At 43.1% G+C, this 25,436-nt stretch carries 21 protein-coding genes and 1 pseudogene; 9 read left to right on the top strand and 13 right to left on the bottom strand.

Annotation, left to right across the window (positions count from 1 at the left end; translation table 11 throughout):
• Positions 1 to 15: 15 nt before the first annotated feature.
• From araA to AAHJ11_RS02420, 5 genes are read right to left on the bottom strand one after another with little or no spacing between them, the layout of a single operon-like run.
• Positions 16 to 1,545: an L-arabinose isomerase gene (gene araA, locus AAHJ11_RS02440; protein ID WP_148366378.1), complete on the bottom strand. Its 1,530-nt coding sequence runs from the start codon at positions 1,543 to 1,545 to the stop codon at positions 16 to 18.
• A gap of 35 nt (positions 1,546 to 1,580) precedes the next feature.
• Positions 1,581 to 2,264 (bottom strand): L-ribulose-5-phosphate 4-epimerase, encoded by a 684-nt coding sequence (locus AAHJ11_RS02435; protein ID WP_074556460.1) that lies wholly within the window; start codon positions 2,262 to 2,264, stop codon positions 1,581 to 1,583.
• Positions 2,265 to 2,269: 5 nt separating this feature from the next.
• Complete coding sequence (locus tag AAHJ11_RS02430; RefSeq protein WP_074556461.1) at positions 2,270 to 2,947, bottom strand: NUDIX hydrolase; 678 nt, start codon at positions 2,945 to 2,947, stop codon at positions 2,270 to 2,272.
• A 23-nt stretch (positions 2,948 to 2,970) separates the two neighbouring features.
• The gene (locus tag AAHJ11_RS02425) at positions 2,971 to 4,665 is read right to left on the bottom strand and encodes a sodium:solute symporter (protein WP_148366266.1); all 1,695 of its coding nucleotides are present in this window, start codon (positions 4,663 to 4,665) and stop codon (positions 2,971 to 2,973) included.
• Between the two features lie 25 nt (positions 4,666 to 4,690).
• Entirely contained in the window at positions 4,691 to 5,830 is a 1,140-nt protein-coding gene (locus tag AAHJ11_RS02420) for an aldose epimerase family protein (RefSeq protein ID WP_148366267.1), read from the bottom strand.
• A gap of 378 nt (positions 5,831 to 6,208) precedes the next feature.
• On the opposite strand from AAHJ11_RS02420, the gene AAHJ11_RS02415 reads away from it, so the two are divergent.
• Positions 6,209 to 8,191: an alpha-L-arabinofuranosidase C-terminal domain-containing protein gene (locus AAHJ11_RS02415; protein ID WP_413579021.1), complete on the top strand. Its 1,983-nt coding sequence runs from the start codon at positions 6,209 to 6,211 to the stop codon at positions 8,189 to 8,191.
• Positions 8,192 to 8,308: 117 nt separating this feature from the next.
• Here the strand turns inward: AAHJ11_RS02415 and galK are convergent, their stop codons facing one another.
• Genes galK through AAHJ11_RS02400 form a run of 3 tightly spaced genes read right to left on the bottom strand, consistent with a single transcriptional unit; the run spans position 8,309 to position 11,973 of the window.
• Positions 8,309 to 9,463 carry a galactokinase gene (gene galK, locus AAHJ11_RS02410; RefSeq protein ID WP_195650654.1) on the bottom strand — a complete coding sequence of 385 codons (1,155 nt, stop codon included), beginning with the start codon at positions 9,461 to 9,463 and terminating at the stop codon, positions 8,309 to 8,311.
• A gap of 51 nt (positions 9,464 to 9,514) precedes the next feature.
• Complete coding sequence (locus AAHJ11_RS02405; RefSeq protein WP_074556471.1) at positions 9,515 to 10,825, bottom strand: MFS transporter; 1,311 nt, start codon at positions 10,823 to 10,825, stop codon at positions 9,515 to 9,517.
• A gap of 50 nt (positions 10,826 to 10,875) precedes the next feature.
• Complete coding sequence (locus tag AAHJ11_RS02400) at positions 10,876 to 11,973, bottom strand: aldose epimerase family protein (RefSeq protein ID WP_074556472.1); 1,098 nt, start codon at positions 11,971 to 11,973, stop codon at positions 10,876 to 10,878.
• A 259-nt stretch (positions 11,974 to 12,232) separates the two neighbouring features.
• On the opposite strand from AAHJ11_RS02400, the gene AAHJ11_RS02395 reads away from it, so the two are divergent.
• From AAHJ11_RS02395 to AAHJ11_RS02380, 4 genes are all read left to right on the top strand, one after another.
• Positions 12,233 to 13,204 carry a type I phosphomannose isomerase catalytic subunit gene (locus AAHJ11_RS02395; protein ID WP_117515077.1) on the top strand — a complete coding sequence of 324 codons (972 nt, stop codon included), beginning with the start codon at positions 12,233 to 12,235 and terminating at the stop codon, positions 13,202 to 13,204.
• Positions 13,205 to 13,306: 102 nt separating this feature from the next.
• Entirely contained in the window at positions 13,307 to 14,272 is a 966-nt protein-coding gene (locus AAHJ11_RS02390; RefSeq protein WP_195650653.1) for a tyrosine-type DNA invertase cluster 3b, read from the top strand.
• A gap of 336 nt (positions 14,273 to 14,608) precedes the next feature.
• On the top strand, positions 14,609 to 15,187 hold the full coding sequence (locus tag AAHJ11_RS02385) for a UpxY family transcription antiterminator (RefSeq protein WP_148366277.1): 579 nt from the start codon (positions 14,609 to 14,611) through the stop codon (positions 15,185 to 15,187).
• A gap of 32 nt (positions 15,188 to 15,219) precedes the next feature.
• Positions 15,220 to 15,960 carry a polysaccharide biosynthesis/export family protein gene (locus tag AAHJ11_RS02380; protein WP_320979886.1) on the top strand — a complete coding sequence of 247 codons (741 nt, stop codon included), beginning with the start codon at positions 15,220 to 15,222 and terminating at the stop codon, positions 15,958 to 15,960.
• Here AAHJ11_RS02380 and AAHJ11_RS02375 read toward each other — a convergent pair.
• From AAHJ11_RS02375 to AAHJ11_RS02365, 3 genes are all read right to left on the bottom strand, one after another.
• A complete protein-coding gene (locus tag AAHJ11_RS02375; protein ID WP_148366281.1) occupies positions 15,953 to 16,378 on the bottom strand; it encodes an N-acetylmuramoyl-L-alanine amidase in 426 nt (141 codons plus the stop codon). The genes AAHJ11_RS02380 and AAHJ11_RS02375 overlap by 8 nt on opposite strands.
• Before the next feature lie 4 nt (positions 16,379 to 16,382).
• The gene (locus AAHJ11_RS02370; protein ID WP_004297473.1) at positions 16,383 to 16,490 is read right to left on the bottom strand and encodes a smalltalk protein; all 108 of its coding nucleotides are present in this window, start codon (positions 16,488 to 16,490) and stop codon (positions 16,383 to 16,385) included.
• Positions 16,491 to 16,619: 129 nt separating this feature from the next.
• The gene (locus AAHJ11_RS02365) at positions 16,620 to 17,108 is read right to left on the bottom strand and encodes a DNA-binding protein (RefSeq protein WP_148366283.1); all 489 of its coding nucleotides are present in this window, start codon (positions 17,106 to 17,108) and stop codon (positions 16,620 to 16,622) included.
• A 220-nt stretch (positions 17,109 to 17,328) separates the two neighbouring features.
• On the opposite strand from AAHJ11_RS02365, the gene AAHJ11_RS02360 reads away from it, so the two are divergent.
• A complete protein-coding gene (locus tag AAHJ11_RS02360) occupies positions 17,329 to 17,547 on the top strand; it encodes a DUF4248 domain-containing protein (protein ID WP_004297475.1) in 219 nt (72 codons plus the stop codon).
• Between the two features lie 133 nt (positions 17,548 to 17,680).
• Here AAHJ11_RS02360 and AAHJ11_RS02355 read toward each other — a convergent pair whose 3' ends face one another.
• Together AAHJ11_RS02355 and AAHJ11_RS02350 are read right to left on the bottom strand one after the other, a co-directional pair.
• Entirely contained in the window at positions 17,681 to 19,513 is a 1,833-nt protein-coding gene (locus tag AAHJ11_RS02355) for a DUF3987 domain-containing protein (protein WP_320982993.1), read from the bottom strand.
• A 36-nt stretch (positions 19,514 to 19,549) separates the two neighbouring features.
• Positions 19,550 to 20,170, bottom strand: a pseudogene (locus tag AAHJ11_RS02350) (BT4734/BF3469 family protein); the annotation flags it as partial.
• A gap of 451 nt (positions 20,171 to 20,621) precedes the next feature.
• On the opposite strand from AAHJ11_RS02350, the gene AAHJ11_RS02345 reads away from it, so the two are divergent.
• From AAHJ11_RS02345 to AAHJ11_RS02335, 3 genes are read left to right on the top strand one after another with little or no spacing between them, the layout of a single operon-like run.
• On the top strand, positions 20,622 to 22,028 hold the full coding sequence (locus AAHJ11_RS02345; RefSeq protein ID WP_195650651.1) for an undecaprenyl-phosphate glucose phosphotransferase: 1,407 nt from the start codon (positions 20,622 to 20,624) through the stop codon (positions 22,026 to 22,028).
• Between the two features lie 59 nt (positions 22,029 to 22,087).
• Positions 22,088 to 22,900: a polysaccharide biosynthesis/export family protein gene (locus tag AAHJ11_RS02340; RefSeq protein WP_413579019.1), complete on the top strand. Its 813-nt coding sequence runs from the start codon at positions 22,088 to 22,090 to the stop codon at positions 22,898 to 22,900.
• Positions 22,901 to 22,924: 24 nt separating this feature from the next.
• A complete protein-coding gene (locus AAHJ11_RS02335; RefSeq protein WP_320982991.1) occupies positions 22,925 to 25,348 on the top strand; it encodes a polysaccharide biosynthesis tyrosine autokinase in 2,424 nt (807 codons plus the stop codon).
• Positions 25,349 to 25,436 lie beyond the last annotated feature (88 nt).

Raw genomic sequence — 25,436 nt, 5'->3', positions numbered from 1 at the left:
TCAATATTTTAAGGTTTAGCAAAGTGCTTTATTCAACATGTAATAAACTTCGTTCATGCGCAGTTCTTTCTTGAAACAGCTGATCGTAGTATCCTTGTTGATATGTACCATTTCGATACCTGCGATTTCAGCATAATCTTCCCAATATTCTGCTGTCAGGTCGTAAGAGAAGCAAGAGTGGTGAGTTCCACCAGCCAGAATCCATGCACCTGCACCTACTTCAAGGTTTGGCATCGGAATCCAGAGAGCAGAAGCAACCGGCAACTTAGGCAGCGGTTTCGGCTCGATACATTCTACGTCGTTCACGATCAGACGGAAACGGTTACCCATATCTACAACAGTAGCAGTGCAGCCAGTACCGACTTTTGAAGTGAAGACCAGACGTGCAGTCTGACTCTTGCGGATACCTATACCGAGGAAGTGTACTTCCAGACGAGGTTTGTTGGCAGCGATAAGCGGACAGATTTCCAACATGTGTGACTGAAGGATAGAGCTGTTTGCACCATCGAAGTTCAGAGTGTAATCTTCCAGGAATGAGCAGCCTTTAGGAAGTCCCTGATTCATTACCCATACAGTGCGGTAAAGAGCAGCCGATTTCCAGTCACCTTCAGCACCGAATCCGTAACCTTCCGCCATCAGACGTTGTGAGGCAAGACCCGGGATTTGATCGAAACCATTGTATTCAATGTCGCCCAAATCGTCGAAGTTGGTAGTAAACCCTTTCGCACCTTTAGCTTTCAGGATAGCACGCATAGCCAGTTCAGCCTTGGCAGCATTCCATACTTTCTGGTAAGCTTCAGTTGATTTATCTTCCAAAGAAGCATCGTGATCGTACTCCTTGAAGTAAGTAGCTACCAATGCATCTACATCTTCATTTTTGATATCTTTGTGATATTCCATCAATTCGCTTACCGGACAGTAATCTACGTGGTAACCCATACGCTGTTCAGCTTCCACTTTATCACCATCGGTTACAGCTACGTTGTTCATCTGGTCGCCGAAACGGATAATCAGCATATCCTGTGAATCTGCCCAACCGGCACAAACACGCATCCAAACGGCAATCTTATGCAAAGTCTCTTCTTCTTTCCAGTAACCTACCACCACTTTACGACGGATACGCATACGGGTACAGATATGTCCGAATTCACGGTCACCGTGAGCAGACTGGTTCAGATTCATGAAGTCCATGTCCATGGTATCCCAAGGAATTTCCTTGTTGAATTGAGTATGCAGGTGCAACAAAGGTTTCTTCAACTGTTGCAAGCCGTGAATCCACATTTTAGCAGGGGAGAACGTATGCATCCAAGTGATAACACCGACACACTTTTCGTCATTGTTGGCTGCTTTGAAAACAGCTTCCACTTCTTTAGAAGAATTAGCTGTTCCTTTGTATACCACCTTTACAGGAAGTTTACCGGATTCGTTCAATCCGTTAACCATTTCATTAGAGTGTGCATCTACTGCGATTACTGCGTCACCTCCGTACAAAAGCTGTGCTCCTGTTACGAACCATACTTCATATTGATCAAATACGTTATTCATCATGTTATAGTTTAAATTTATAATTTTTAATTGTTTTACTGTCCATAATAAGCATTCGGGCCATGCTTGCGGCTGAAATGTTTCTCTATCAGCAGCGGATTCATTGTTAAATTGGGATTTACCGCATAAGCGATACTTGCCATTTTAGCTACCTGTTCCATAACCACAGCATTGTGTACGGCGTCGTATGCGTCTTTTCCCCAAGAGAAAGGACCATGATTTTTCACCAATACTCCCGGTGTATGTACAGGGTTCAAGCCTTCAAAACGTTTCACTATTACATTACCGGTTTCCAGCTCGTAAGCACCTTTCACTTCCGCTTCCGTCATATCCGCTGTGCAGGGAATGGCATCATGGAAGTAATCTGCATGAGTGGTTCCGATATTCGGAATGTCACATCCGGCTTGTGCCCATGCTGTTGCATAGGTAGAGTGTGTATGTACCACTCCTCCGATTTCCGGAAATGCTTTGTAAAGCACTACGTGAGTAGGGGTGTCTGAAGATGGCTTCAGCCGTCCTTCAACGACCTTGCCATCCAGATCCACTACTACCATATCTTCGGCTTTCATGTCATCATAACTTACACCACTGGGTTTGATTACTACCAATCCGCTTTCACGGTCAATGGCAGAAACATTTCCCCAGGTAAAGATGACTAATCCATGCTTTACCAATTCGAGATTGGCATGAAATACTTTTTCTTTTAGTTCTTCCAGCATAATGATTAGATTTTAAATTTCGGGTCTTTGCGGTAAGCCTTGCCGTTGAACTTATACAAGGCAGCGCCGCGTTTAGAACTTAGTTTATCAATTTTATCAGTTTTCTCTATATAATCCATTTCAGCCACTCTTTTACGGAAGTTCCGTTTATCCATCGTCTCACCATAAATGGCCTCATATAGACTTTGCAGTTGAGTCAACGTAAAGAGTTTCGGAAGCAGATTGAATCCGATAGGTTCCACGGACGCTTTCTGTTTCATCAGTTCCTGTGCCTTCTCCACCATTTCAGGATGGTCGAAAATAAGTGGGGGAAGCTCGTTTATTTTCACCCAGTGAGCATTGTGTTTCCGAACCAGATTCAGATCATATTTATTGATGTTGATTAACGCGTAATAAGCCACAGAGATTACCCGTTCACCCGGATCGCGGTCAATCGCTCCGAAGGTTCCCACCTGTTCCATATAAACGTTTTCCAGTCCGGTGAGCTCATGCAATACACGTTTGGCGGCATCGTCCACACTTTCATCTTTCTGCACGAATCCTCCCATCAGAGACCATTCACCCATTGCCGGCTCAAAGTTTCTCTTCAACAGGAGCAGGCTGATTTCCCCTTCGGAGAAACCGAAGATGATACAGTCGATGCCGACATAGAAAGTCGGATTTGAGCTATAATAATTGTTCATTGTTGTCGTAGTGAATTATTTAATTACCAGAAATACCAGTAGAAAGCGGCTGTAATAGACAGGATTATTACAGTATGAATAATATCCCAGTGATCCCAGCTGACACGAGTAGCCGCTTTTTGTTCTTTAGTAGCTGTACCGAATACCAGTCCCTGAATCTTTTCTGCTGTCGGGGCCTTTGTTGTTAGACTAACTACGATTACTACAATCATACAGAATAGGAACATCCATCCGCAGAAGAACAGCCAGTTCATATCATAAAACAAATATTTGAATGTAGAATCAGCCACTTCACCCGCGTTGCTATAGTATACTTTAGCACCCAGACGCGTCAAGCCGATGACCATACCGGAAATCAGTCCCCACATACCACCTTGAGCAGAAGTACGTTTCCAGCAGACCCCCAGTAAAAACGCAGCAGCGATACCTGGAGCCAGGACTGACTGAACATCCTGCAAATAAGTGTAAAGTACATCACCTACACTACGCATGATAGGAATCCAAAGAATACCTAAAATAACGATTACAACTGTTGCAACCTGGCCGATACCAACCAGTTTCTTTTCCGGAGTTTCCGGTCTGAAACGCTTGTAGAAGTCGATAGTGAACAACATGGCCGATGAGTTGAACAAAGAGGCAAGAGAACTCATCAAAGCGGCAAGAATACCACATACTACCAGACCTTTTACCCCGGCAGGAAGTAATTTGGCAACCAATGTCGGGAAAGCGGCATCGGCATTTGCAGTTCCATTAGCCAGCATCGGAAGGAAACCCTCACCACCGGCACCGATATATTTCTGGTGCAATGCGAATGCAATCATACCCGGAATCAAGAAAAGGAATACAGGTAACAGTTTCAGGTAAGCTCCGAAGATAGTACCACGGCGAGCTTCTTTCTCATTTTTTCCTGAAAGTACACGCTGCACAATAAACTGGTCAGTACACCAGTACCAGAATCCGATGATAGCTGAACCGATCAAAGCACCCAACCATGGGAAGTTTGCATCATCATTGCTACGAATCAGGTTGGTCATGGTATCACCATAATCATTTACAGTCACAGCACCACAAACTCTCATCATTTCGTCCCATCCGCCTAGTTCTTTGAAACCAAGCACAAGGATAATTAAGGAGCCTAACAATAGGATTGGAGTTTGAAGAACAGAAGTATAAAGAACGGATTTCATACCTCCGAAGATGGTATAAATTGCGGTCAACACTACCAGACCGATAGCTGCAATCCAGAAGAAATCAATTCCCCAAAGTTCTTTGATGCCGAATACCTGCTGGAACACCAGACCACCGGCATATACAGTTACGGCTACTTTGGTCAAGACATAACTAACCAGAGAGATTACAGACAAGATAGTACGTGATTGAGGATTATAGCGGCGTTCCAGGAATTCCGGCATCGTATATACCATGCTTCGTGAATAGAAAGGCACGAACACCCATCCCAGAATCAAAATCATCCATCCTTGAATTTCCCAGTGAGCCATAGCCATACCACTGGATGCTCCGGCTCCTGCCAGTCCGATCAAGTGCTCCGAGCCAATGTTCGATGCGAAGATAGAGGCACCGATCGCAAGCCATGTTGCGTCACGTCCACCTAAGAAATAATCTGCCGAGTCATTTTGTTTTTGTCTGACTACCCAAACAATAATACCAATCAGAGCCAGAAAAAAGACTCCGATTACTAGCCAATCTAATGCTTCCACGATAAAAATGATTTATGAGTTAATATTATCTCTCTACAGAGAATTTGAAAATACATTCGCTGTTGTAAGTTTGTCCCGGTTCCAGAACAACAGACGGCCAGTCTGCCTTGTTAGGGCTGTCAGGATAGTGTTGTGTTTCCAGACAAACGGAAGCACGTTGGTTGTAAACGATACCTTTCTTGCCGGTTACGGTTCCATCGAGGAAGTTACCTGTATAAACCTGTATACCCGGTTCGTTGGTATATACTTCCAGAGTAATGCCGCTTTCGGGTGAAGTAAGTTTGGCGGCTGCTTGAGAAAGATCTCCCTTAGTGTTCAATACCCAGTTATGATCATATCCGTTTCCATTCTTTAATTGAACGAAATCATAGTTATTGATTTCCTTACCCACGGCTTTCGGAGTAGTAAAGTCCATCGGAGTGTCTTTAACCGGAGCAATTTCGCCTGTAGTCATAAAGGTGCTGTCTACCGGAGTATAGTAGTCTGCATTCACATACATGATATGGTCGGTTGAAATTTTAGACGGATCACCGGAAAGATTGAAATAAGAGTGGTTGGTCATGTTGATGATCGTCTTTTTATCAGTAGTTGCGCTATATTTGATGTCGATAGCGTTGTCATCAGTCAGTTTGTAAGTCACTTTAGCTGTTACGTTGCCCGGGAAATTAGCATCTCCATCCGGTGAAATACGAGTCAGCTCCAGTGTTGTCGGATCGATAAGATTGGCTTCATAAACCTGGTATTGCCAGCCTTTCGGACCTCCGTGCAGACAGTGTCCGTAATTGTTTTGTGGTAACTGGATCGTATCGCCATCCAATACAAAACGTCCCTGGTTGATACGGTTTGCATAGCGTCCGATAGAAGCGCCAAAGTCGCTGGGAATATTGATATAATCAGCAATGCTGTCAAAACCTAAAACTACATCCTGCATCTGACCGTTCTTGTCGGGTACCATGATAGACACGATACGTCCTCCGAAGTTAGTGATGCATACTTCCATGCCTGCCTTATTCTTTAGTGTGTAAAGAGCTGTTTGGGCATTATTCACTTCTGTTTGAAATTTTACCGGATCAAGACCGGACAAGGTCAGCTCGGAAGCCGGTTTGTTATTGCACGCAGCCAGCATCAGCACGGCAATTCCTGCAAGTAGAAAATGTTTTTTCATGGTTTTATTTTTAATGTAAATGAGATGCTTATCTTATTTTGGGTGTAAAAGTAACACTTTTGTTTGGTGTATCAAATACACTCTTATATGTTATGCAGCATAAAAGGTATGTTTTATAATTTTTTCCACACCTTATTATATATATAAATATACGCTTTCCTGCAGTTCATATTTGTATTATATGATTGTAATAAATAGGTGTTTTTTTATCTGATTTCGTATTATAAATACGGATACCAGATGGAAATTTGTGCAAATGAATGGAATTTGATCCTTTTTGACCGATAAACACCTGTTTATGATAAAATCGGGTACGCGGAAAATTGAGAATCTGATTATCTTTGCATTTTAACTATATATAATTTTTTATTGAGAACCATGAGAAGATACACAAATTTATTGGCAGTATTAGCCTTGTTTACTAACCTTGCACTTCATGCGCAAACCAATGAGTTGGTGATACAAACGAAGAAGCTGGGAGCGGAAATCCAACCTACTATGTACGGACTCTTTTTTGAGGACATCAACTATGCTGCTGATGGCGGATTATACGCGGAACTGGTAAAGAACCGCTCGTTCGAGTTCCCCCAGCATCTGATGGGATGGAATACCTATGGCAAAGTGACACTGATGGATGACGGACCTTTTGAACGTAATCCGCATTATGTACGCCTTTCCGATCCGGGACACGGACACAAACATACCGGTCTGGATAACGAAGGCTTTTTCGGTATTGGCGTCAAGAAAGGAGAGGAGTATCGCTTTTCTGTTTGGGCGCGTTTGCCGCAAGGAAGTACGAAAGAAACATTGAGGATCGAACTTGTCGATACTAAATCAATGGGTGAACGTCAGGCTTTTGCCGCAGAGAATCTGACGATTGACTCCAACGAATGGAAAAAGTATCAAGTCATCTTGAAGTCCGGCATTACCCATCCAAAATCCGTACTCCGCATTTTCCTTACTTCTAAAGGAACGGTTGATTTGGAGCACGTTTCTCTTTTCCCGGTCAATACCTGGAAAGGACATGAAAATGGTCTTCGCAAAGATTTAGCACAAGCATTGGCGGATATTCATCCCGGAGTCTTCCGCTTCCCCGGTGGTTGTATCGTAGAAGGTACTGACCTCGATACCCGTTATGACTGGAAAAAATCGCTAGGTCCCGTAGAAAACCGCCCTTTGAATGAGAACCGTTGGCAATATACCTTTACCCATCGTTTCTTCCCGGATTATTATCAGAGCTATGGATTAGGATTCTACGAATACTTCCTGTTGTCCGAAGAAATGGGTGCAGCGCCTCTTCCGATTCTGAATTGCGGTCTTTCCTGTCAATATCAGAATAATGATTCGAAAGCTCACGTTGCAGTTTGTGATCTGGATAGCTATATTCAGGATGCACTCGATTTGATAGAATTTGCCAATGGTGACGTCAATACTACATGGGGGAAGGTACGTGCCGATATGGGACATCCTGCTCCATTTAATCTGCAGTTTATCGGTATCGGTAACGAACAATGGGGAAAAGAATATCCCGAACGTCTTGAACCGTTTATCAAAGCCATTCGTAAGGCTCATCCGGAAATCAAAATCGTAGGTAGCTCCGGTCCGAATTCCGAAGGAAAAGAGTTTGATTATTTGTGGCCTGAAATGAAACGTCTGAAAGCTGATTTGGTGGACGAACACTTCTATCGTCCTGAAAGTTGGTTTCTGACACAAGGCGCACGCTATGACAACTATGACCGTAAAGGTCCGAAAGTGTTTGCCGGAGAATATGCCTGCCACGGAAAAGGCAAAAAATGGAATCATTACCATGCTGCTCTGCTTGAAGCTGCTTTTATGACAGGGCTGGAACGTAACGCTGACATCGTACACATGGCTACTTATGCTCCTCTTTTCGCTCACGTAGAAGGATGGCAATGGCGTCCGGATATGATTTGGTTTGATAACCTGAATTCCGTGCGTACTACAAGCTATTATGTACAGCAGTTGTTTGCACATAACAAAGGAACTAACGTGCTTCCGCTTACCATGAATAAGAAAAAAGTAACAGGAGCTGAAGGGCAAAACGGACTCTTTGCCAGTGCTGTTTATGATAAGGATAAGAATGAATTGATTGTTAAGGTGGTTAACACTTCCGCCACGGCCCAACCGATTTCATTGAACTTTGAAGGTTTGAAAAAACAGGATGTACTTTCCGACGGCCGTTGCATCAAACTTCATTCGCTTGATCTTGACAAGGATAACACGCTTGAACAACCTTCCGCCATCACTCCACAGGAAACTCCGGTATCGATTGAAGGCAACGTGTTTGTTACCGAACTGGAACCGACTACATTTGCTGTTTATAAATTTAAGAAGAAATAAATAGATGTGTTAGCTCAGAATACCAAGTAATAGGTTTTAAATTTTTGTTAATTGTAAAAGTAAGGGCGGCTTCCGTGAGGAAGCCGCCCTTCTTACTTATTTAATTTCGAATGAATTTTATTCCAGTCTGCGGGAACCGTCGCCGATTACTACATCATACACTTTCGGGCTTCTGCCGAATTTAGCTTTGAAAGCAGCTTTTGTTTTTTCAACGAAGTTGTCATACAATTCGTTTTTGACAAGGTTGATCGTACAACCGCCGAATCCGCCACCCATCACGCGTGAACCGGTAACACCGTATTCTTTAGCGCAGTCATTCAGGAAGTCGAGTTCTTCGCAGCTTACTTCGTACAGCTTGCTCATACCATGATGAGTTTCGTACATCTTCTTACCTACAGTTTCGTAATCATCCTTTTCCAATGCTTCACAAACGTCGAGTACACGTTGGATTTCCTCGATTACGTATTCTGCACGCATATAGTCTTCAGCGCTGATATCAGCTTTTGCTTCTTCCAGCATAGCCATTGTACAGTCGCGCAGGAATTCTACGTGCGGATGTTTTTTCTGGATAGCGGCAACAGCAGCTTCACAGCTTTGGCGACGCTTGTTGTAAGCAGAAGAAGCCAATTCGTGTTTCACCACTGAATCCATCAGAACCAGGCGATAACCTTCCGGATGGAATGGGAAATACTGATACTCCAGTGAACGGCAATCCAGACGGATCAAGCTGCCTGCTTTACCGAATACGGAAGCAAACTGGTCCATAATACCGCAGTTCACACCACAATAGTTATGTTCTGTAGCCTGACCCACTTTAGCCAATTCAAACTTATCTATCTTGTTTTCACCGAACAGTTCGTTCAATGCGAAAGCATATGTACTTTCCAAAGCAGCAGAAGAAGACATACCTGCACCCAGAGGCACATCACCTGCGAAAGCAGTATTGAATCCCTTCACGTCAACGCCACGTTTGATCATTTCACGGCATACACCGAAAATATATCTTGCCCAGCTGGCGCGTGGAGCATCTTCTTCATTCAAGCCAAATTCCACATAATCTTTCAAGTCGATAGAGTAAGCCTTTACTTTGTCAGTACCGTTCGGTTTGATTTCAGCAATCATCCCTTTATCTACCGCTCCCGGAAAAACGAATCCACCGTTGTAGTCAGTGTGTTCGCCGATCAGGTTGATACGGCCCGGAGAAGCATATAGAAAGCCGGTAGTTCCGTCAAAGTGTTTAATGAATCGACTTCTTACGTATTCTGTATCCATGATATTTATATTTTAAAGGTGAATAAATTGAATTCTATTCTATGTGATTGTTTATTCCACAGGAATATCCTTATTTACATTCTTGCAACCTACCAGACCGTAGAACAACAGGTAAGCCAAAGCGGCGATAATAACCCAATAGCTAGGCATGAAACCAGCGATATCGGCTACTAATCCCTGAATTACAGGTAAGATACCTCCACCACATACCAGTACCATAAACAGACCGGAAGCAGCAGCCAGATATTTACCTAAACCTTCTACAGCAAGGTTGAAAATACCACCCCACATGATAGAAGTACATAAGCCCACTAATACCAGATACATGGCATTGATAGGAACTTCTGCAAATCCGAATGACAAACTACCGGTAGCGCTTTGTTGAAGTACAGGTAGATCAACCATTGTTTCTGTAGATGAGAAGATGGCAAGGAATACCAGAATCAAACCTAAAGCAGAAGTAAATGTAAGCATAGCCTTACTGGAGATTTTAGCACCAAGAGAAGCACCTGTCAAGCGTCCGATCAACATCAGGAACCAGTATGTTCCTACTACGAATCCCGAGATTGTAGAAGCGATACCTGCTCCACCTTTTTCTACAGGGTCTGTCAAGAATAAATTCAAAGTTCCCGGTACACCTACTTCAATACCTACATATACAAAGATTGCAATAGCTCCCAGGACGAAATGACGGAACTTCAAAGCACCTTTCATCAATTTACCGATAGGTTCTGTTGCGGTAGCGGCGTTAGGTTCTGGTATGCGTACAAACAAAAGCACGAAGAATGCGAAAGCGAACACAGCCATAGCGGTGTACATCACAGGGAATATTTGAGAAATAGTAGCTTTTTCGATAGATCCGGCGATAAGGATACCTACAAACATCGGAGTAATGGTAGCCATTACAGAGTTGAAAGAGCCACCTACCTGGATAAGCTGATTACCTTTGTTACCTTCGCCACCAAGTTTGTTCAGCATCGGGTTCACAACAGTGTTAAGCAAACACATAGAGAAACCTGCTACGAATGCACCGATCAAATAAACAGCGAAAGCCATTTCCGGGCTTGAATGGCCGGATAAAAACTGGATACCTACGCCTATGAAGCCGATAGCTACTGCGATAAGTGCTGTTTTCTTATAGCCCACGCGTTGTAACAAGATGCCGCTCGGAATACCCATTACTGCATAAGCAATAAAGTTTCCGAAGTTTCCCAGCATACCTAATGCGTTTGATACGTCGAACTGGTTTTTCAATACGATACCCATAGGGGCAGCGAGGTTAGTAACAAATGAAATCATACCGAAAAGGAAAATCATCGTAATGATCGCAATGATTTTTCCATTCTTTTTTTCTTGTGTCATGGTTCAAAAAAATGTTAGTTTATAAAATTAGGTTAGTTATTTTTCAAATCTTATTCTTCTACCGTAAATTTGTAGACAGTGATCTGTTGGTATTCATCACCCGGCAGCAAAGTAGCCGATGGGAAATGCGGTTTGTTCGGAGTATCCGGGAAACACTGTGCCTCAAAGCAGATAGCGCTTCTGGCAGGGAATGTAGCTCCGTGTGCACCTTCAAATCCGTTGAGCCAGTTGCCTGTATAGAGTTGTACACCCGCTTCGGTGGTATATACTTCCATGATACGTCCGCTTTCCGGATCCTTGCAAGTGGCAGCCAGATCGAGCGAACCGCTTTCCAACTTGTTCAGTACGTAACAATGGTCATATCCTGCACCGAAAATCAGTTGCTGGAATTTGTCGTCGATACGTTCGCCTACAGTGTGCGGGGCACGGAAATCCATCGGAGTACCCTCTACTTTGGCAATTTCACCGGTAGGGATAGAAACTTCGTCGATAGGCGTATAGAAATCAGCGTTGATCGTAACGATGTGGTTGTTGACGGTAGGAGTAGGGTTGGAAATACCGGCGAGGTTGAAGAAACCGTGGTTAGTCAAGTTAACGACTGTAGCTTTGTCGGTGGTAGCTCGGTATTCGATATTCAGTGCATTTACTTCGTTGTCCAGGCGGTAGGTCATTTCTATTTCCAGATTGCCGGGGAATCCCTCTTCGCCATCGGCAGAAACATAGTTGAATTGCACCGTACTCTCATCAATCTGGACAGCATCCCATACACGGGCGTGGAAACCGGTAGGTCCACCATGCAGAGAGTTAGGTCCGTTGTTAATCGTGAGTTCATGTTCTTCGCCGAACAAAGTGAATTTTCCTTTCGCAATACGGTTGCCGTAGCGTCCGATAGTAGTGCTTAAGAAAGGTTCCGGGCTGTTGATGACGTGGTCGATGCTGTCGTGTCCGAGGATTACATTGGCATACTTACCGTTTTTGTCCGGTACCATGATAGAAAGAATGGCGCATCCGTAATTGGTTACAGCTACTTCCATTCCCTTTGCGTTTTTGAGGATAAATAAATCAGTTTTCTTATCATTTATATCCTTTTGGAAATCTTTCCGGCTAAGCCCTGATAGATTCCCTTCTGTTGGGAATGTGTTATTCATGTCTGGTATTATTAAAATTTTCCTGCAAATAAAGGGAAATTCTTTCTTACTCACAAATTATTCCGGCTAAATATAGTAGATGCTTTAGGAAAGTTTAGCTTTATTACTTCATCTTCTTCGAATGCAAGAATAAAAGATGCTTTCTTAAATGAATTTTCATCCTCCTTTTCTTAAAAACTGAACTATTTTTTGTATGTTTGTTGCCGGATTGTAACAATCCGAGCGAATTTAATCTAAGTTTATAACAAGAAAAACAAAAATGTATCCATTAAAATTCGAACCTATTCTGAAGCAGACGCTTTGGGGGGGCGACAAAATTATTCCATTCAAGCATTTGAATTCAGACTTGAAAGGAGTAGGAGAAAGCTGGGAGATTTCTGGCGTTGAGAACAATGAATCCGTAGTGGCTAATGGTCCGGATAAAGGTCTAACCTTGGCCGATATGGTCAGAAAGTATCGCGAGGAGCTGGTTGGAGAAGCGAATTATGCTCGTTTCGGCAATAAATTTCCACTGCTCATTAAGTTCATCGACGCCAAACAGGATTTGTCAATCCAGGTACATCCGACAGATGAGTTGGCGAAGAAACGCCACAATTCGATGGGAAAAACCGAGATGTGGTATGTGGTAGATGCCGACAAAGGAGCTAAATTGCGTTCAGGATTCTCTGAACAGATTACCCCGAAAGAATATAAAGAACGCGTGTTGAACAATACGATTACCGACGTATTGCAGGAATATGAAATTCATCCGGGTGATGTATTCTTCCTTCCTGCCGGACGTGTGCACAGCATCGGGGCAGGTTCTTTCATCGCCGAGATTCAGCAGACCTCTGATATAACTTACCGTATCTACGATTTCAACCGTAAAGATGCGAATGGCAAAACCCGCGAACTTCACACCGATTTAGCCCGTGAAGCCATCAACTATGAGGTTTTGGATGACTATCGCACTAAATACGAACCGTTGAAGGACGAACCGGTAGAACTGGTTGCTTGCACTTACTTCACGACTTCTCTGTATGACATGACTGAAGAAATCAGTTGCGACTATTCCGAACTCGATTCATTCGTGATCTTTATCTGTATGGAAGGATCCTGCAAGATGAGAGACAATGAAGGTAATGAACTGACTGTCAGTGCAGGAGAATCTATCCTGTTGCCTGCTACCACGCAAGATGTCACAATCACTCCCGAAGGAGGAAATGTGAAACTGCTGGAAACATACGTGTAAGATAATATCGTACAAAATGGAATTCATCCGACTTTGTTCCGTTCTCATGATGGACAAAGCCGGATGATTTTTTTTGAAATATATAAAATAATAAATGATGTAATGAGGAACAAAAATGGATTTAGCCGGTGTGCAGAGTTCTACATCGGCCGTTTGCGAAAGGAGGGACGCCATTCTACGGCACATGTTTACAAGAATGCTCTCTTCTCTTTCAGCAAGTTTTGCGGCACGCTCAATGTGTCGTTCAGACAAGTCACCCGGGAAAGTTTACGGCGTTACGGGCAGTACCTTTACGAGTGTGGTTTGAAGCCCAACACGATTTCTACGTATATGCGTATGCTTCGTAGCATTTACAACCGGGGAGTGGAAGCAGGTATTGCGTCTTATGTGCCGCGACTGTTTCATGATGTTTATACAGGTGTGGATATCCGCCAGAAAAAAGCCCTGCCTGCTGTCGAATTGCATAAGCTTCTATATGAAGATCCAAAGTCGGAGCGATTGCGTCGTACACAGGCTATTGCTGCCCTGATGTTCCAGTTTTGTGGAATGTCTTTTGCCGATTTGGCTCATTTGGAGAAATCGGCTTTGGATCAGAATGTGTTGCGGTATAATCGTATCAAAACCAAAACTCCGATGAGTGTGGAAGTGCTTGATACAGCCAGGGAAATGATCAACCAGCTCCGTAACAGGGAAGATGCCCAACCCGATCGTCCGGATTATCTGTTTGACATTCTTAGCGGCAAACAGAAACGTCAGGATGAAAAAGGGTATCGGGAATATCAGTCCGCTCTCCGTCAGTTCAATAATTGTTTGAAAGACTTGGCTAGAGCTTTACGTCTGCAATCTCCCGTCACTTCCTATACACTTCGCCACTCTTGGGCAACGACAGCGAAGTATCGGGGAGTACCTATTGAAATGATTAGTGAATCATTGGGCCATAAATCTATAAAAACAACACAAATCTATTTAAAGGGCTTTGGACTTAAAGAACGTACAGAGGTAAATAAAGGGAATTTATCTTACGTCAGAAACTGTTGTGTAGACAGAAAGAAAAGTGTAAAGTGCTAGTAGTCAGTATTGATATATGTGCGTTACTTCTTAGGTAACGGAACTTAAATTTGACGCAAAGATAGACAAAAACATAGATAGTAAGCAAATATTCTTCCACTTTTTTTCGTTTTATCTGAAATATAAGGAAAAAAACTATCCGAACATGAAATAATCTAATTTTCATGCTCTATACTTTTTTATTGCCTAATCTCTGGATTTTTCCTGTTGAGTATTAGGCAGTTCCATTCTTGTGCCCTATTCCTATATGTGATTTCCATTTTTATTGAGATGCGTGCCTTGTGTATGTATTGTCCGTTACCTAAGAAGTAACGGAATAACATGGGGTAAAAAAACATGATTTTAACAAAACCAAAATCAATTAGTGCTGGGCCTAGTGATGGGACAGGGGAAGGCGTAGCACACTCTAAACGCTGGTATGTCGCTCTGGTTCGTATGCACCACGAGAAGAAAGTAGCCGAGCGTTTATCTAAAATGGGGATTGAGAATTTCGTTCCTGTCCAACAAGAAATTCACCAGTGGAGTGACCGGCGCAAGATGGTTGAGTCCGTTCTTCTGCCCATGATGGTGTTTGTGCATGTAAATCCGAAAGAACGCAAAGAAGTTCTGGGTTTCTCTACTGTTAGCCGTTATATGGTGATGCGCGGTGAGAGTTCTCCGGCGGTGATCCCTGATGAGCAGATGGCTCGTTTCCGTTTCATGCTCGACTATTCAGAGGAAGCTATTTGTATGAACAGTTCTCCTTTGGCACGTGGTGAAAGGGTCCGTGTTGTGAAAGGACCTCTGACCGGGCTGGTTGGTGAACTGGTCAATGTCGATGGCAAAAGCAAGATTGCTGTCCGGCTGAATATGCTGGGATGCGCTTGCGTTAATATGCCTATTGGTTATGTCGAGGCAATCTGCGAGAAAAACTAATACCCGTCAGTCATTATTTATCCACCATTTACATGAATACGAAATTATCCTGTGCTTTTGCACTGATATTCTTTTTCTCGGCTTGCCAGTCCTATAAGAAAGTACCTTATTTACAGGATGCGGAGATTTTGAAACAGGCGAATACGCAAGTTGCACCTGTTCAGGACGCAAGACTGATACCGGGCGATGAGGTTTCCATTTTTGTTTCCACTTCCGATCCGGTTGTTTCGCAGCCATTCAATGAACAAGGCAGTACATTTCTGCTGGATGACCAGGGGAATATCAACTATCCGGTTTTAGGTAAACTTTCTTTAATCGGTTTAACAAGTCGTGAAGCTGAAAACCTGATAACGGAGAGACTGAAATCTTACGTGAAAGAACGTCCTACGGTAGTAGTCCGTATGTCCGGCTTTAAAGTTTCGGTTTTGGGAGAAGTGGCTTCCCCCGGTGTTTATCCGGTGGTGAATGAGCAGATCAATGTGCTCGAAGCACTTGCCATGGCAGGAGATTTAACAATTTATGGTGTTCGTGATAATGTAAAACTAATCCGCGAAGACAGGAATGGGCATAAACAGTTTGTTACACTCAATCTGAACGACGCGGATTTGTTAATCTCTCCTTATTATCAGTTGCAACAGAATGACATCCTGTATGTCACTCCTAATAAAACCAAAGCGCAGAGCGCAGACATAGGAACAAGTACGACGATGTGGGTTTCGGGATTTTCCATCCTGGTATCTATTGCCAGTTTGCTGGTCAATATACTTAGATAATACCACCTAATTCCCGATACTCCTCCGTACAATTAAAACACGGACACTCCTTCATCGGATTCAAATCATGATGGCCTACAATCAACGTCTTAGGAAATATTTTCCTCAATTCGCGGAGCAGACCGAGCAAAGAAGCCCGTTGTGCCAATGTACGCGTGTCTTTGGGACGTCCTGCCATATCCAGCCCTCCTTCATAACAAATACCTATCGAATGGGTGTTATGGTCACGGCAGTGTGCCCCGACCTTTTCCAGAGGACGACCCTGGCAGATTTCTCCGTCCCGGGTGATGTAGAAATGATAGCCGATGTCACGGAATCTCCGGTGCAAGATATGATCTTGTCGGCAAGCCTCCGCCGAAAGGGACTTTCCTTCCGGCGTGGCACTGCAATGAATGATAATCAGAGTGATGGTACGCATAGGACTACATACAGCTCTGTACTCCGATCAAACCTCCGATAGCGGTGGCAACGGTGATAATCACTTTGATGATGAAGCTCCATACGGAGCGGGGAGATGATGAATTACTCATAGATAAGAAGTTTTAAATAAATTGATAATAGTTTTTTTATTCACCACGGAGGACACAGAGGAAACAGAGGAAAGAAATAATCTGTGGTGAAAAAACTCTGTGTCCTCGGTGTCCTCTGTGGTGAATCCTTTAAGCAGCCGGATCAGGCGCTTCACCGCCACCATCCGGTTTCGGATCAGGGTTGTCACCCGAATCAGAACCTCCTCCGGCAGTTGTCGGTTTCTGATATTCGGCCTGTTGTTTCAACTGGCTGTCGAGTTTCAGGTTGGTGGTTGACAAATTACCGGTAGCACGGGCTTTCAGACGCATACCAGTGATGTTTTTCTCCAGTGAGAAATCTTCCAGCGTATCAGCCGCCTTACTGCGGATGCCCACACCAAAGATGGCAAGGTCGTCGATTTTCACACATTTGCCATCCAGCAGCAGTTCTTTGATACAGTCAACCATGTCGGAAAGCACACCTTTGATGACACCACCGGAATACGGTGAATTGTGCTTCGACATATGCTCGGCAAGCTTTGCCAAATCAAACGTCTCGTCGCTTACTGCACGGGCGAACCACTTGCCTGCATTCAGGCCTTTCTGTTGTTGGTTTTGATAAATTTTGTAACGGATCATAAAACAATAAATTAAAGGGTTAAACATCGTGTCCGAGGGATTCTTTTCCCTTTCGACAATACAAAGATACTACCCTCAAACCTTGAAAAATCAATAGTATGCGCTTGCGTACGATTGTTGTCAATTATGCGCAGTAACAGTCGGTTATTCAATGGAAAAACGTAGGATATGTGGATATATTTTGTTATTTTTGTAACTGTAAATCAGAAACTTATTCATTATGAACGAATTCAAAATACGTGCCTACGGCCGCATGGAACTGGCTCAACTTTATTCTCCGGAACTAACTGACATTGCTGCATATCGAAAGATGAAGAAATGGATCTCTTTATGTCCCGGACTTCTGCAACGTCTGTACGACTTAGGTTACGAATCAAAGCGCCGCTCATTCACCCCGTTGGAGGTGAGAGTGATTGTAGACGCCTTGGGAGAACCTTAGAAGAGCGGAAAAGTAAAGCACCGCTTTAGCAATCGTAAAGCTATGCTTTACCACCTCTAAAGCGCCGCTTTAGATTTCATGAAACGTCCTGTTGTTATATAAATGCAAAGAATGCACTTTTTCCGGAGGCTCCCTAACACACGCACACATGCGTGCGCGTATAAACGCCTTTATCGTCTGTATTGATAAGCAATCCTTTTTTTATCAGACGGTTCAGCCAGCTAAGAGCAGTGTTAGGTTTGATTTTCATCTTTTCAGCCTGCTCCAACAACTGTGTGCGGGTGAACTGGTTGCCCATTATTTCAAAAAGTGCATCCCGGTCGGCATTGGCTCTATGTTTGACCTCTGTGGAAGGAAGAAAAGATAAGATATGTGTGGCATGACGATAGAGCGGAGTTACAAGCTCCAGCACCGCATGGAAATCTTCAGCGGTGATTGTCATATCCCAACGGGTGATAATGCCGTCTTTGATATTATCGGCAGCAATCTCCTTGTCAGGAGTCAGCAGAGGGGCGGAAGAACCTTTGAACTGGTAAGGCTGGTCGCATTCCAGTGCACGCATCATAGCTATTTCTGCCATGATACGGCACGTGTTGACAGCCAGTCGGGCTATGGAACTGCTCATTTCGTTATCGTTGGCGAGTCCCGAACGGAAAAACAGATCGGCAAAGAGAGCATTGAACTCTTGCTTTTGTTCATCAGTGAGCCGGAGCGTATGAAGCCCGTGTGCTTTCATCAGGTCCAGTTGCTTTTTCCATTCCAGACCTATGTCTGTGAAGACAGCTTCCAGATCGGTTTCGCCACTTTCAAACTGGTTGATCCATGTCCATATACCGTGCATATAATAAAACAGCTGGCGCGAGAAGAGACCGTTCTCTGTCGATGGAATAAGTGGTTTTACCTGTGCGGGTGTACCGGAAAGCAGGACGGAAAGATAGCTTTTCTTTACTTCCCGGTATTCCTGGTCGGTGCGTCGGTTGTACGACAGACGGTCGTGGTCGAACGCTTTGCGGAGCGTATCGCTCCAGTGTCCGTATTCAGAGCCGATAGCTGCAGAGATGGTGTCCGCTTCGGTTTCGCAGATAAGCCCTGTGCCGTTGGCATCCATGATATTTTGCAGAATACCCGTTCCGGTGTTATTACCCGAAATGAGGAACATTTTATTCTTGGGCATTTGAGGAGCTTCCACTTTGCAGCGCTCCTTTCCCATGACATCATAGGCGGCTTTCTCTTTCTTGTAGGCCTTGACCTTTTCCGCTACTTGTTGGCGGAGCTCGTCATGAATAGGCTCTACAAGCAGACGGATGAACGAAAGAATTCCCTTACCCGAGGCGGAAGGAGCTACAATAAAACTTTGCAGGCAAGGAGATTGGAGTTTGCCGGCGTATGGACATCTCACATATCGCTCCATGCTGGCACCTATGGCGGTCAATGCTCCGAGCAGCATGACATCGCGTTGTGTGGGGCTGGTGGCATAACTCATGATGAGCAACAGGATTTTCGGCCAGTCCGCTTCGGTGAAAGAGGGCAATGGCTGGTTCGGTTCACTACCGTCCTGCAGCTCTTCGGATTCGTCCGGTTCTTCATTGTCCACCTTATTATATACGTGCGTGTGTGTGAGATTTTTGGTCGGTGTATTTTCTGCATTTTTTGCATTTTTCCGGTGATTCATCATTTCCTCTTTGCAGAGAGTTACACCCGTCCTTTCAGCAAGATGGAATGCAGTGCCCAGATGGACATCTCCATGCCGGGTAGTAAGTGCGTTGGAGAATATCCGTTCGGCATGTTCCCGTTCGTATTTGGCAGACACCCGGCACAACCGATGGAAAAACTCGCGTCCCGCTTCTCCGCAATCCGTTGCGATGGCGAACGCCAGTTGTACATATTCAGCATACGTAGGGGCAATATCCGCTCCTGCAGTTTCAACCGCCTCACAGAGGCGGCATAACGATTCAATTTCGTCCATAATTTTAATTTGTAATTTATAATTTTGATTATTTCTGTTTCTAAACAACGCTCCCGGATCATGACTAAGAAAGCAAGACCTTACAATGTCCTTACCGGAAAAGTCTACCCCTTTGCGTTTTTCTCCGAATGGAGAAGGTGTTTCCGTACCATAGAGCAGCACGGTGAACATCATTGCCAGCTTCATATTTTCGATGATACTGTTTGTGTCGTTAGCCATGGGTAAATGATTGTAGGGTACGAATGCTTTCACACCCCGTCCACTGGGACTGATAAACGTGAGTACAGGATGCAGAAGGTGGTCATTAAACAATGCGCTGCGCATTTCCACTGCCTCCTGATAGGAGTCGAGATGGTCGATATCTACCACCACCAGATGTGAAGAAGCTACGAAACATTTGCTGTTTCGACGCGAGAACGTACCACAGGGAGTCACATACGGCAATAGTGATGCTTTTGCGGTCCGTATATCTTCGGAATTGCGTACTTGTCCGGTCAGAATTTTGAGATTCTCGTTGCAGGTTATCATTTGAAAAACTTGCTCTACGGAGACTTCGCAGGAGGGAATAAGTGTTGCAGGAGTAACAATCCGTCCCTGTTCATTTTTGATGGGAGCAATGGGAGGCATGAAATAAGACATTCTAAAATCGTTTGTCATAATGTTTATTATTTGAAGTTATCGCCTTGAATTTTCAAAACGCGGTGCGAAAGTAGGAAAAACTGGAAATAGAGGTTTCAGACATATCTGAAACTCAGCGGGTGAAAATAATATATAATTCAATATTTTAACAATTAATAAGAGTTTAAGAATGAGAAGAAAATGGCATCATTATGTGCTTGGTTTTGTAATGGGTAGGCTGCTTAAGAATACAGGTGTAACTGTGAAAGATATGCTTAAGGAGATGCATATGAGTTCGGACACCTATGAACAATTAAAAAGGGCGACGATAAGGTCGTGAGTCATTATATCCGTCTTTTGAACTTTTTCTATGACGTTTCTACTGAAGAAGAGTTTCGGAAAAAAGCAAATGAATGTGTGGAGTTCTATATCAAGTATAGGAAGAAACACGGATAATAGGGGGGGATCTGATTAAGAAAAAAATAATATTATGCAGGAAGTCCAACGTTTTAATAAAGTCCTAAAATCTTTTGTCCTTTTAGGGGACATTATCTTACTGAACTTACTGTTGTGGGTATTCGATTCTCTTTGGGGAAACCGTTCCCTTTTTGAGTTTTCCATGCCTCTTTTCCAGAGCATGGCTTTGATGACTTTATGTTATCTGGTTTGCAACATTCGTTCCGGAGTGATCCTTCATCGTCCGGTGGTTCGTCCGGAGCAAATCATGCTTCGAGTGGCACGGAACATGATTCCTTTTGTATTGATGGTGTTGGGACTCTCATACATTTTCCATTTTGAATGTGTTAACCTGCGTCAGCTGGGGGCATTTTACGTAGTTCTCATTATCGTTATTATTTCTTATCGCCTGACGTTTCGTTATATTCTGGAGCTTTATCGCAAAAGTGGGGAAAATGTCCGAAAGGTAGTACTAGTGGGTAGCCATGAAAATATGCAGGAACTTTATCATTCCATGACGGATGATCCGACATCCGGATTTCGGGTACTGGGATATTTTGAAGATTCTCCATCAGACCGCTATCCTATGAATGTAGCATATTTGGGACAGCCATGCGAAGCCGTTGATTATTTGACCCGTAATGCGGGAAAAGTAGACCAGCTTTATTGCAGTCTTCCTTCCGCCCGTAGTGCTGAAATTGTGCCGATTATCAACTATTGTGAGAACCATCTGATTCGTTTTTTCAGCGTTCCCAATGTCCGGAACTATCTGAAACGGAGAATGCATTTTGAAATGCTAGGTAATGTTCCGGTACTTTCTATCCGTCGTGAGCCACTAGAGTTATTGGAAAATCGTATTGTGAAACGTAGCTTTGATATTATTTGCTCGCTACTGTTCCTTTGTACCCTTTTCCCGATTATATATGTCATTGTGGGACTGGCTATAAAGATAAGTTCTCCCGGACCTGTCTTTTTCAAACAGAAACGAAGTGGTGAAGATGGTCGTGAATTTTGGTGCTATAAATTCCGTTCGATGCGGGTGAATGCTCTATGTGATACATTACAGGCTACCGAACATGATCCTCGTAAAACCCGAATCGGTGATTTGATTCGTAAGACGAATGTGGATGAACTTCCTCAATTTATTAATGTACTGAAAGGGGATATGTCTTTAGTGGGTCCTCGTCCGCACATGTTGAAGCACACAGAAGAATATTCCCATTTAATAAATAAATATATGGTTCGTCATTTTGTGAAACCGGGTATTACAGGTTGGGCACAGGTGACAGGTTTTCGTGGAGAAACAAAAGAGCTTTGGCAGATGGAAGGACGCGTGCAACGTGACATCTGGTATATTGAGCATTGGTCGTTTCTTTTGGATTTATATATCATGTATAAAACTGTGTATAATGTCATCCGCGGGGATAAAGAGGCTTATTAGGTGAAGAGTTGGAATTTGAATAAAGATTAAATCAATAGTTGTAAAATTACATGAGTTAGGTGGTTATGAGAAAACTGAAACGATTGACTTTGGGTGTGTTACTTGCTTTTTTGCTGGTATCCTGCCAATCATATAAGAAAGTACCTTATTTGCAGGATACGGCTTTTGTGAATGATACAGAACAGAGTGTTCGTCAGACAGGTGTGAAGGTTATGCCCAAGGATTTGTTGACGATTGCCGTATCTTGTTCTACTCCGGAACTGGCTGCACCTTTTAATCTGGTAAATTCGGGTACTGCTAGTGGAACGGAGGGAAAGACGGTAGGACAAGGAACTGCATCATCTGCTCTACAGCAATATTTAGTAGATAATCAAGGGAATATCAACTTTCCTGTGTTAGGCGAGATTCATGTAGGTGGATTGACTAAACTTGAAATAGAAAATCTGATTATAGATAAGTTGAAGGTTTATTTGAAAGAAGCACCGCTTGTAACTGTGCGTATTGTTAATTACCGGATTTCGGTATTGGGAGAGGTCGCTAGTCCGGGTAGTTTTGTGGTTTCTAACGAGAAGATAAATTTGCTGGAAGCGCTCGCCATGGCAGGTGATTTGACCATTTATGGTATGCGTGATAATGTGAAATTGATCCGGACAGGGCAAGATAACAAGCAGGAAATTATTACTATGGATTTGAATAAGGCTGAAACGGTACTGTCTCCTTACTATCAGCTACAACAGAATGATATAATTTATGTGACACCTAATAAGACTAAGGCGAAGAATTCGGATGTTGGGGCTAGTACCGGCCTGTGGTTCTATGGCATTTCAATTTTGATGTCAATAGCCAATTTATTAATAACTATATTACGATAAAATTAATAAAATAATTGATCAACAATGAAAGAAAACCCGTACGAAAATAATATGAATGAACAGGATGAGGAGAAAATCAATTATCAGGAACTTCTTTTCAGATATATAATCCATTGGCCTTGGTTTTTGGCTTCTATATTGATTTGTTTGATAGGTGCTTGGGGATATTTATATTTTCAGACCCCTGTGTATCAGGTTTCTGCTTCTATCATGATAAAGGATGATAAGAAGGGAGGAAATTCGGGATCGGCAGATTTAGAAAACTTGGGATTAGGAGGAGTCATTACTTCTGCACAGAGTATTGATAATGAAATAGAAGTACTCCGTTCAAAGACCATACTCAAGGAAGTCGTCAATAGTCTGGAACTATATATTACTTATTATGATGAGGATGAATTTCCCAAGCGTGAGATGTATAAGACTTCTCCTGTTGTGGTGAATTTGACTGCCCAGGAAGCGGACAAACTTCCGAGTGCGGCTTTGATTGACATGCAACTGTCTTCCGATGGTGGGCTGGATGTGAATTTGAAAGTAGGCTTGAATGAATATAATAAGCGATTTGACAAGTTGCCGGCCGTATTTCCTACTAATGTAGGAACCTTTGGATTTACATTAAGAGATTCGTTGTTAAACGGCCAGGTCGAAGGTCGGAAGGATGTTCGGCATATCAGTGCGGTAGTTAGCCAGCCGTTTGGAATGGCAAAGGGATATCAGTGGGCATTAACGATTGCACCAACCTCAAAAGCAACTTCTGTTGCCACAGTCTCATTGGTCAATACGAATATTCAGCGTGGACAAGATTTTATCAATAAACTGATGGAAATGTATAACCGGAATACAAACAATGATAAAAATGAAGTGGCTGAAAAGACGAGAGAATTTATCAATGAGCGTATTAAAATTATAGACGAGGAATTGGGCAATACGGAAGAAAAGCTGGAGACATTTAAGCGGAATGCCGGTTTGACGGATATAAGCAGTGATGCTCAATTGGCTGTATCAGGAAATGCTGAATATGAAAAGAAAAGGGTTGAGAATGGTACACAGATTAATTTGGTTCGTGACCTTGCGAAATATATCAATAATCCATTGAATGAATATGAGGTGCTTCCCAGTAACATTGGTTTAACAGACAATGGACTGACTACTCAATTAGAACGTTATAATGAACTGGTTATCGAACGTAAACGCTTGTTGCGTACTTCAACTGAAAACAATCCGATGATTATAAATCTGGATATGAGTATTCGTGCAATGAAGGCGAATGTTAAAGCTGCTATTGACGGAACGTTACAGGGTTTGCTTATAGTCAAGGCTGATTTGGATCGTGAAGCTAGTCGTTTTTCCCGTCGTATCAGTGATGCTCCGGGACAGGAAAGACAATATGTAAGTATTGCACGTCAACAGGAAATTAAGGCAGGGCTTTATTTGATGCTTTTGCAGAAACGTGAAGAGAATGCTATTACGTTAGCTGCTACGGCAAATAATGCAAAGATTATAGATGAGCCAGTAGCTGAAGGTGGCCCGGTATCTCCGAAACCTAAAATGATTTATATGTTTGCTTTAGCGTTGGGAGTAGGTTTGCCTGTCGGCATCATTTTCCTGATCAGTCTTACTAAATTCAAGATTGAAGGTCGTGGTGATGTGGAGAAATTGACTCGTCTGCCTATTGTAGGAGATGTGCCTTTGACAGGGGAGAAGAACGGTTCCATAGCTGTATTTGAGAATCAGAATAACCTGATGAGTGAGACTTTCCGCAATGTCCGTACAAATCTTCAGTTTATGCTTGAGAATGATCAGAAAGTAATTTTGGTGACTTCAACAATCAGTGGTGAAGGTAAGTCATTCGTTTCCTCGAATCTCTCTATTAGTCTTTCTTTATTAGGAAAGAAGGTGGTTATTGTCGGTCTTGATATTCGTAAACCCGGTTTGAATAAAGTTTTTAATATTTCTCGAAAGGAGCAGGGCATTACCCAATATCTGTCGAATCCTGAAAAGAATCTGATGGATTTCGTTCAGGTTTCTGATGTGAGCAAGAGTCTGTATATTCTTCCCGGTGGTACGGTTCCTCCCAATCCTACAGAATTATTGGCTCGTGATGGCTTGGATAAGGCGGTTGAAACGTTGAAAAAGAATTTTGATTATGTGATTTTGGATACTGCTCCGGTCGGTATGGTTACGGATACTTTGCTCATAGGTCGTGTAGCGGATTTGTCTGTTTACGTCTGTCGTGCCGATTATACCCGAAAAGCCGAATATACATTAATTAATGAATTGGCTGAAAACAATAAGCTGCCCAATCTCTGTACGGTAATTAACGGTCTGGATCTTCAGAAGAAGAAATATGGCTATTATTACGGTTATGGTAAATATGGCAAGTACTATGGTTATGGTAAGCGTTATGGCTATGGTTACGGCTATGGGGAGCATAAAACGAAGGAAGAATAAATAGCAATATTCAATCTTGCATTTAAGATCTTTTTTGAGGAACTATTTGTAGAAGAACAACCGGCAGTATCATTGTTTGAGAAAATAT

Source organism: Bacteroides sp. 90-K9/2 (assembly GCF_047310725.1).
GTDB classification, from domain to species: Bacteria; Bacteroidota; Bacteroidia; order Bacteroidales; family Bacteroidaceae; genus Bacteroides; species Bacteroides vicugnae.
The sequence above is the reverse complement of the archived record's forward strand: the minus strand, read 5'-3'. Positions and strand labels throughout refer to the sequence as shown.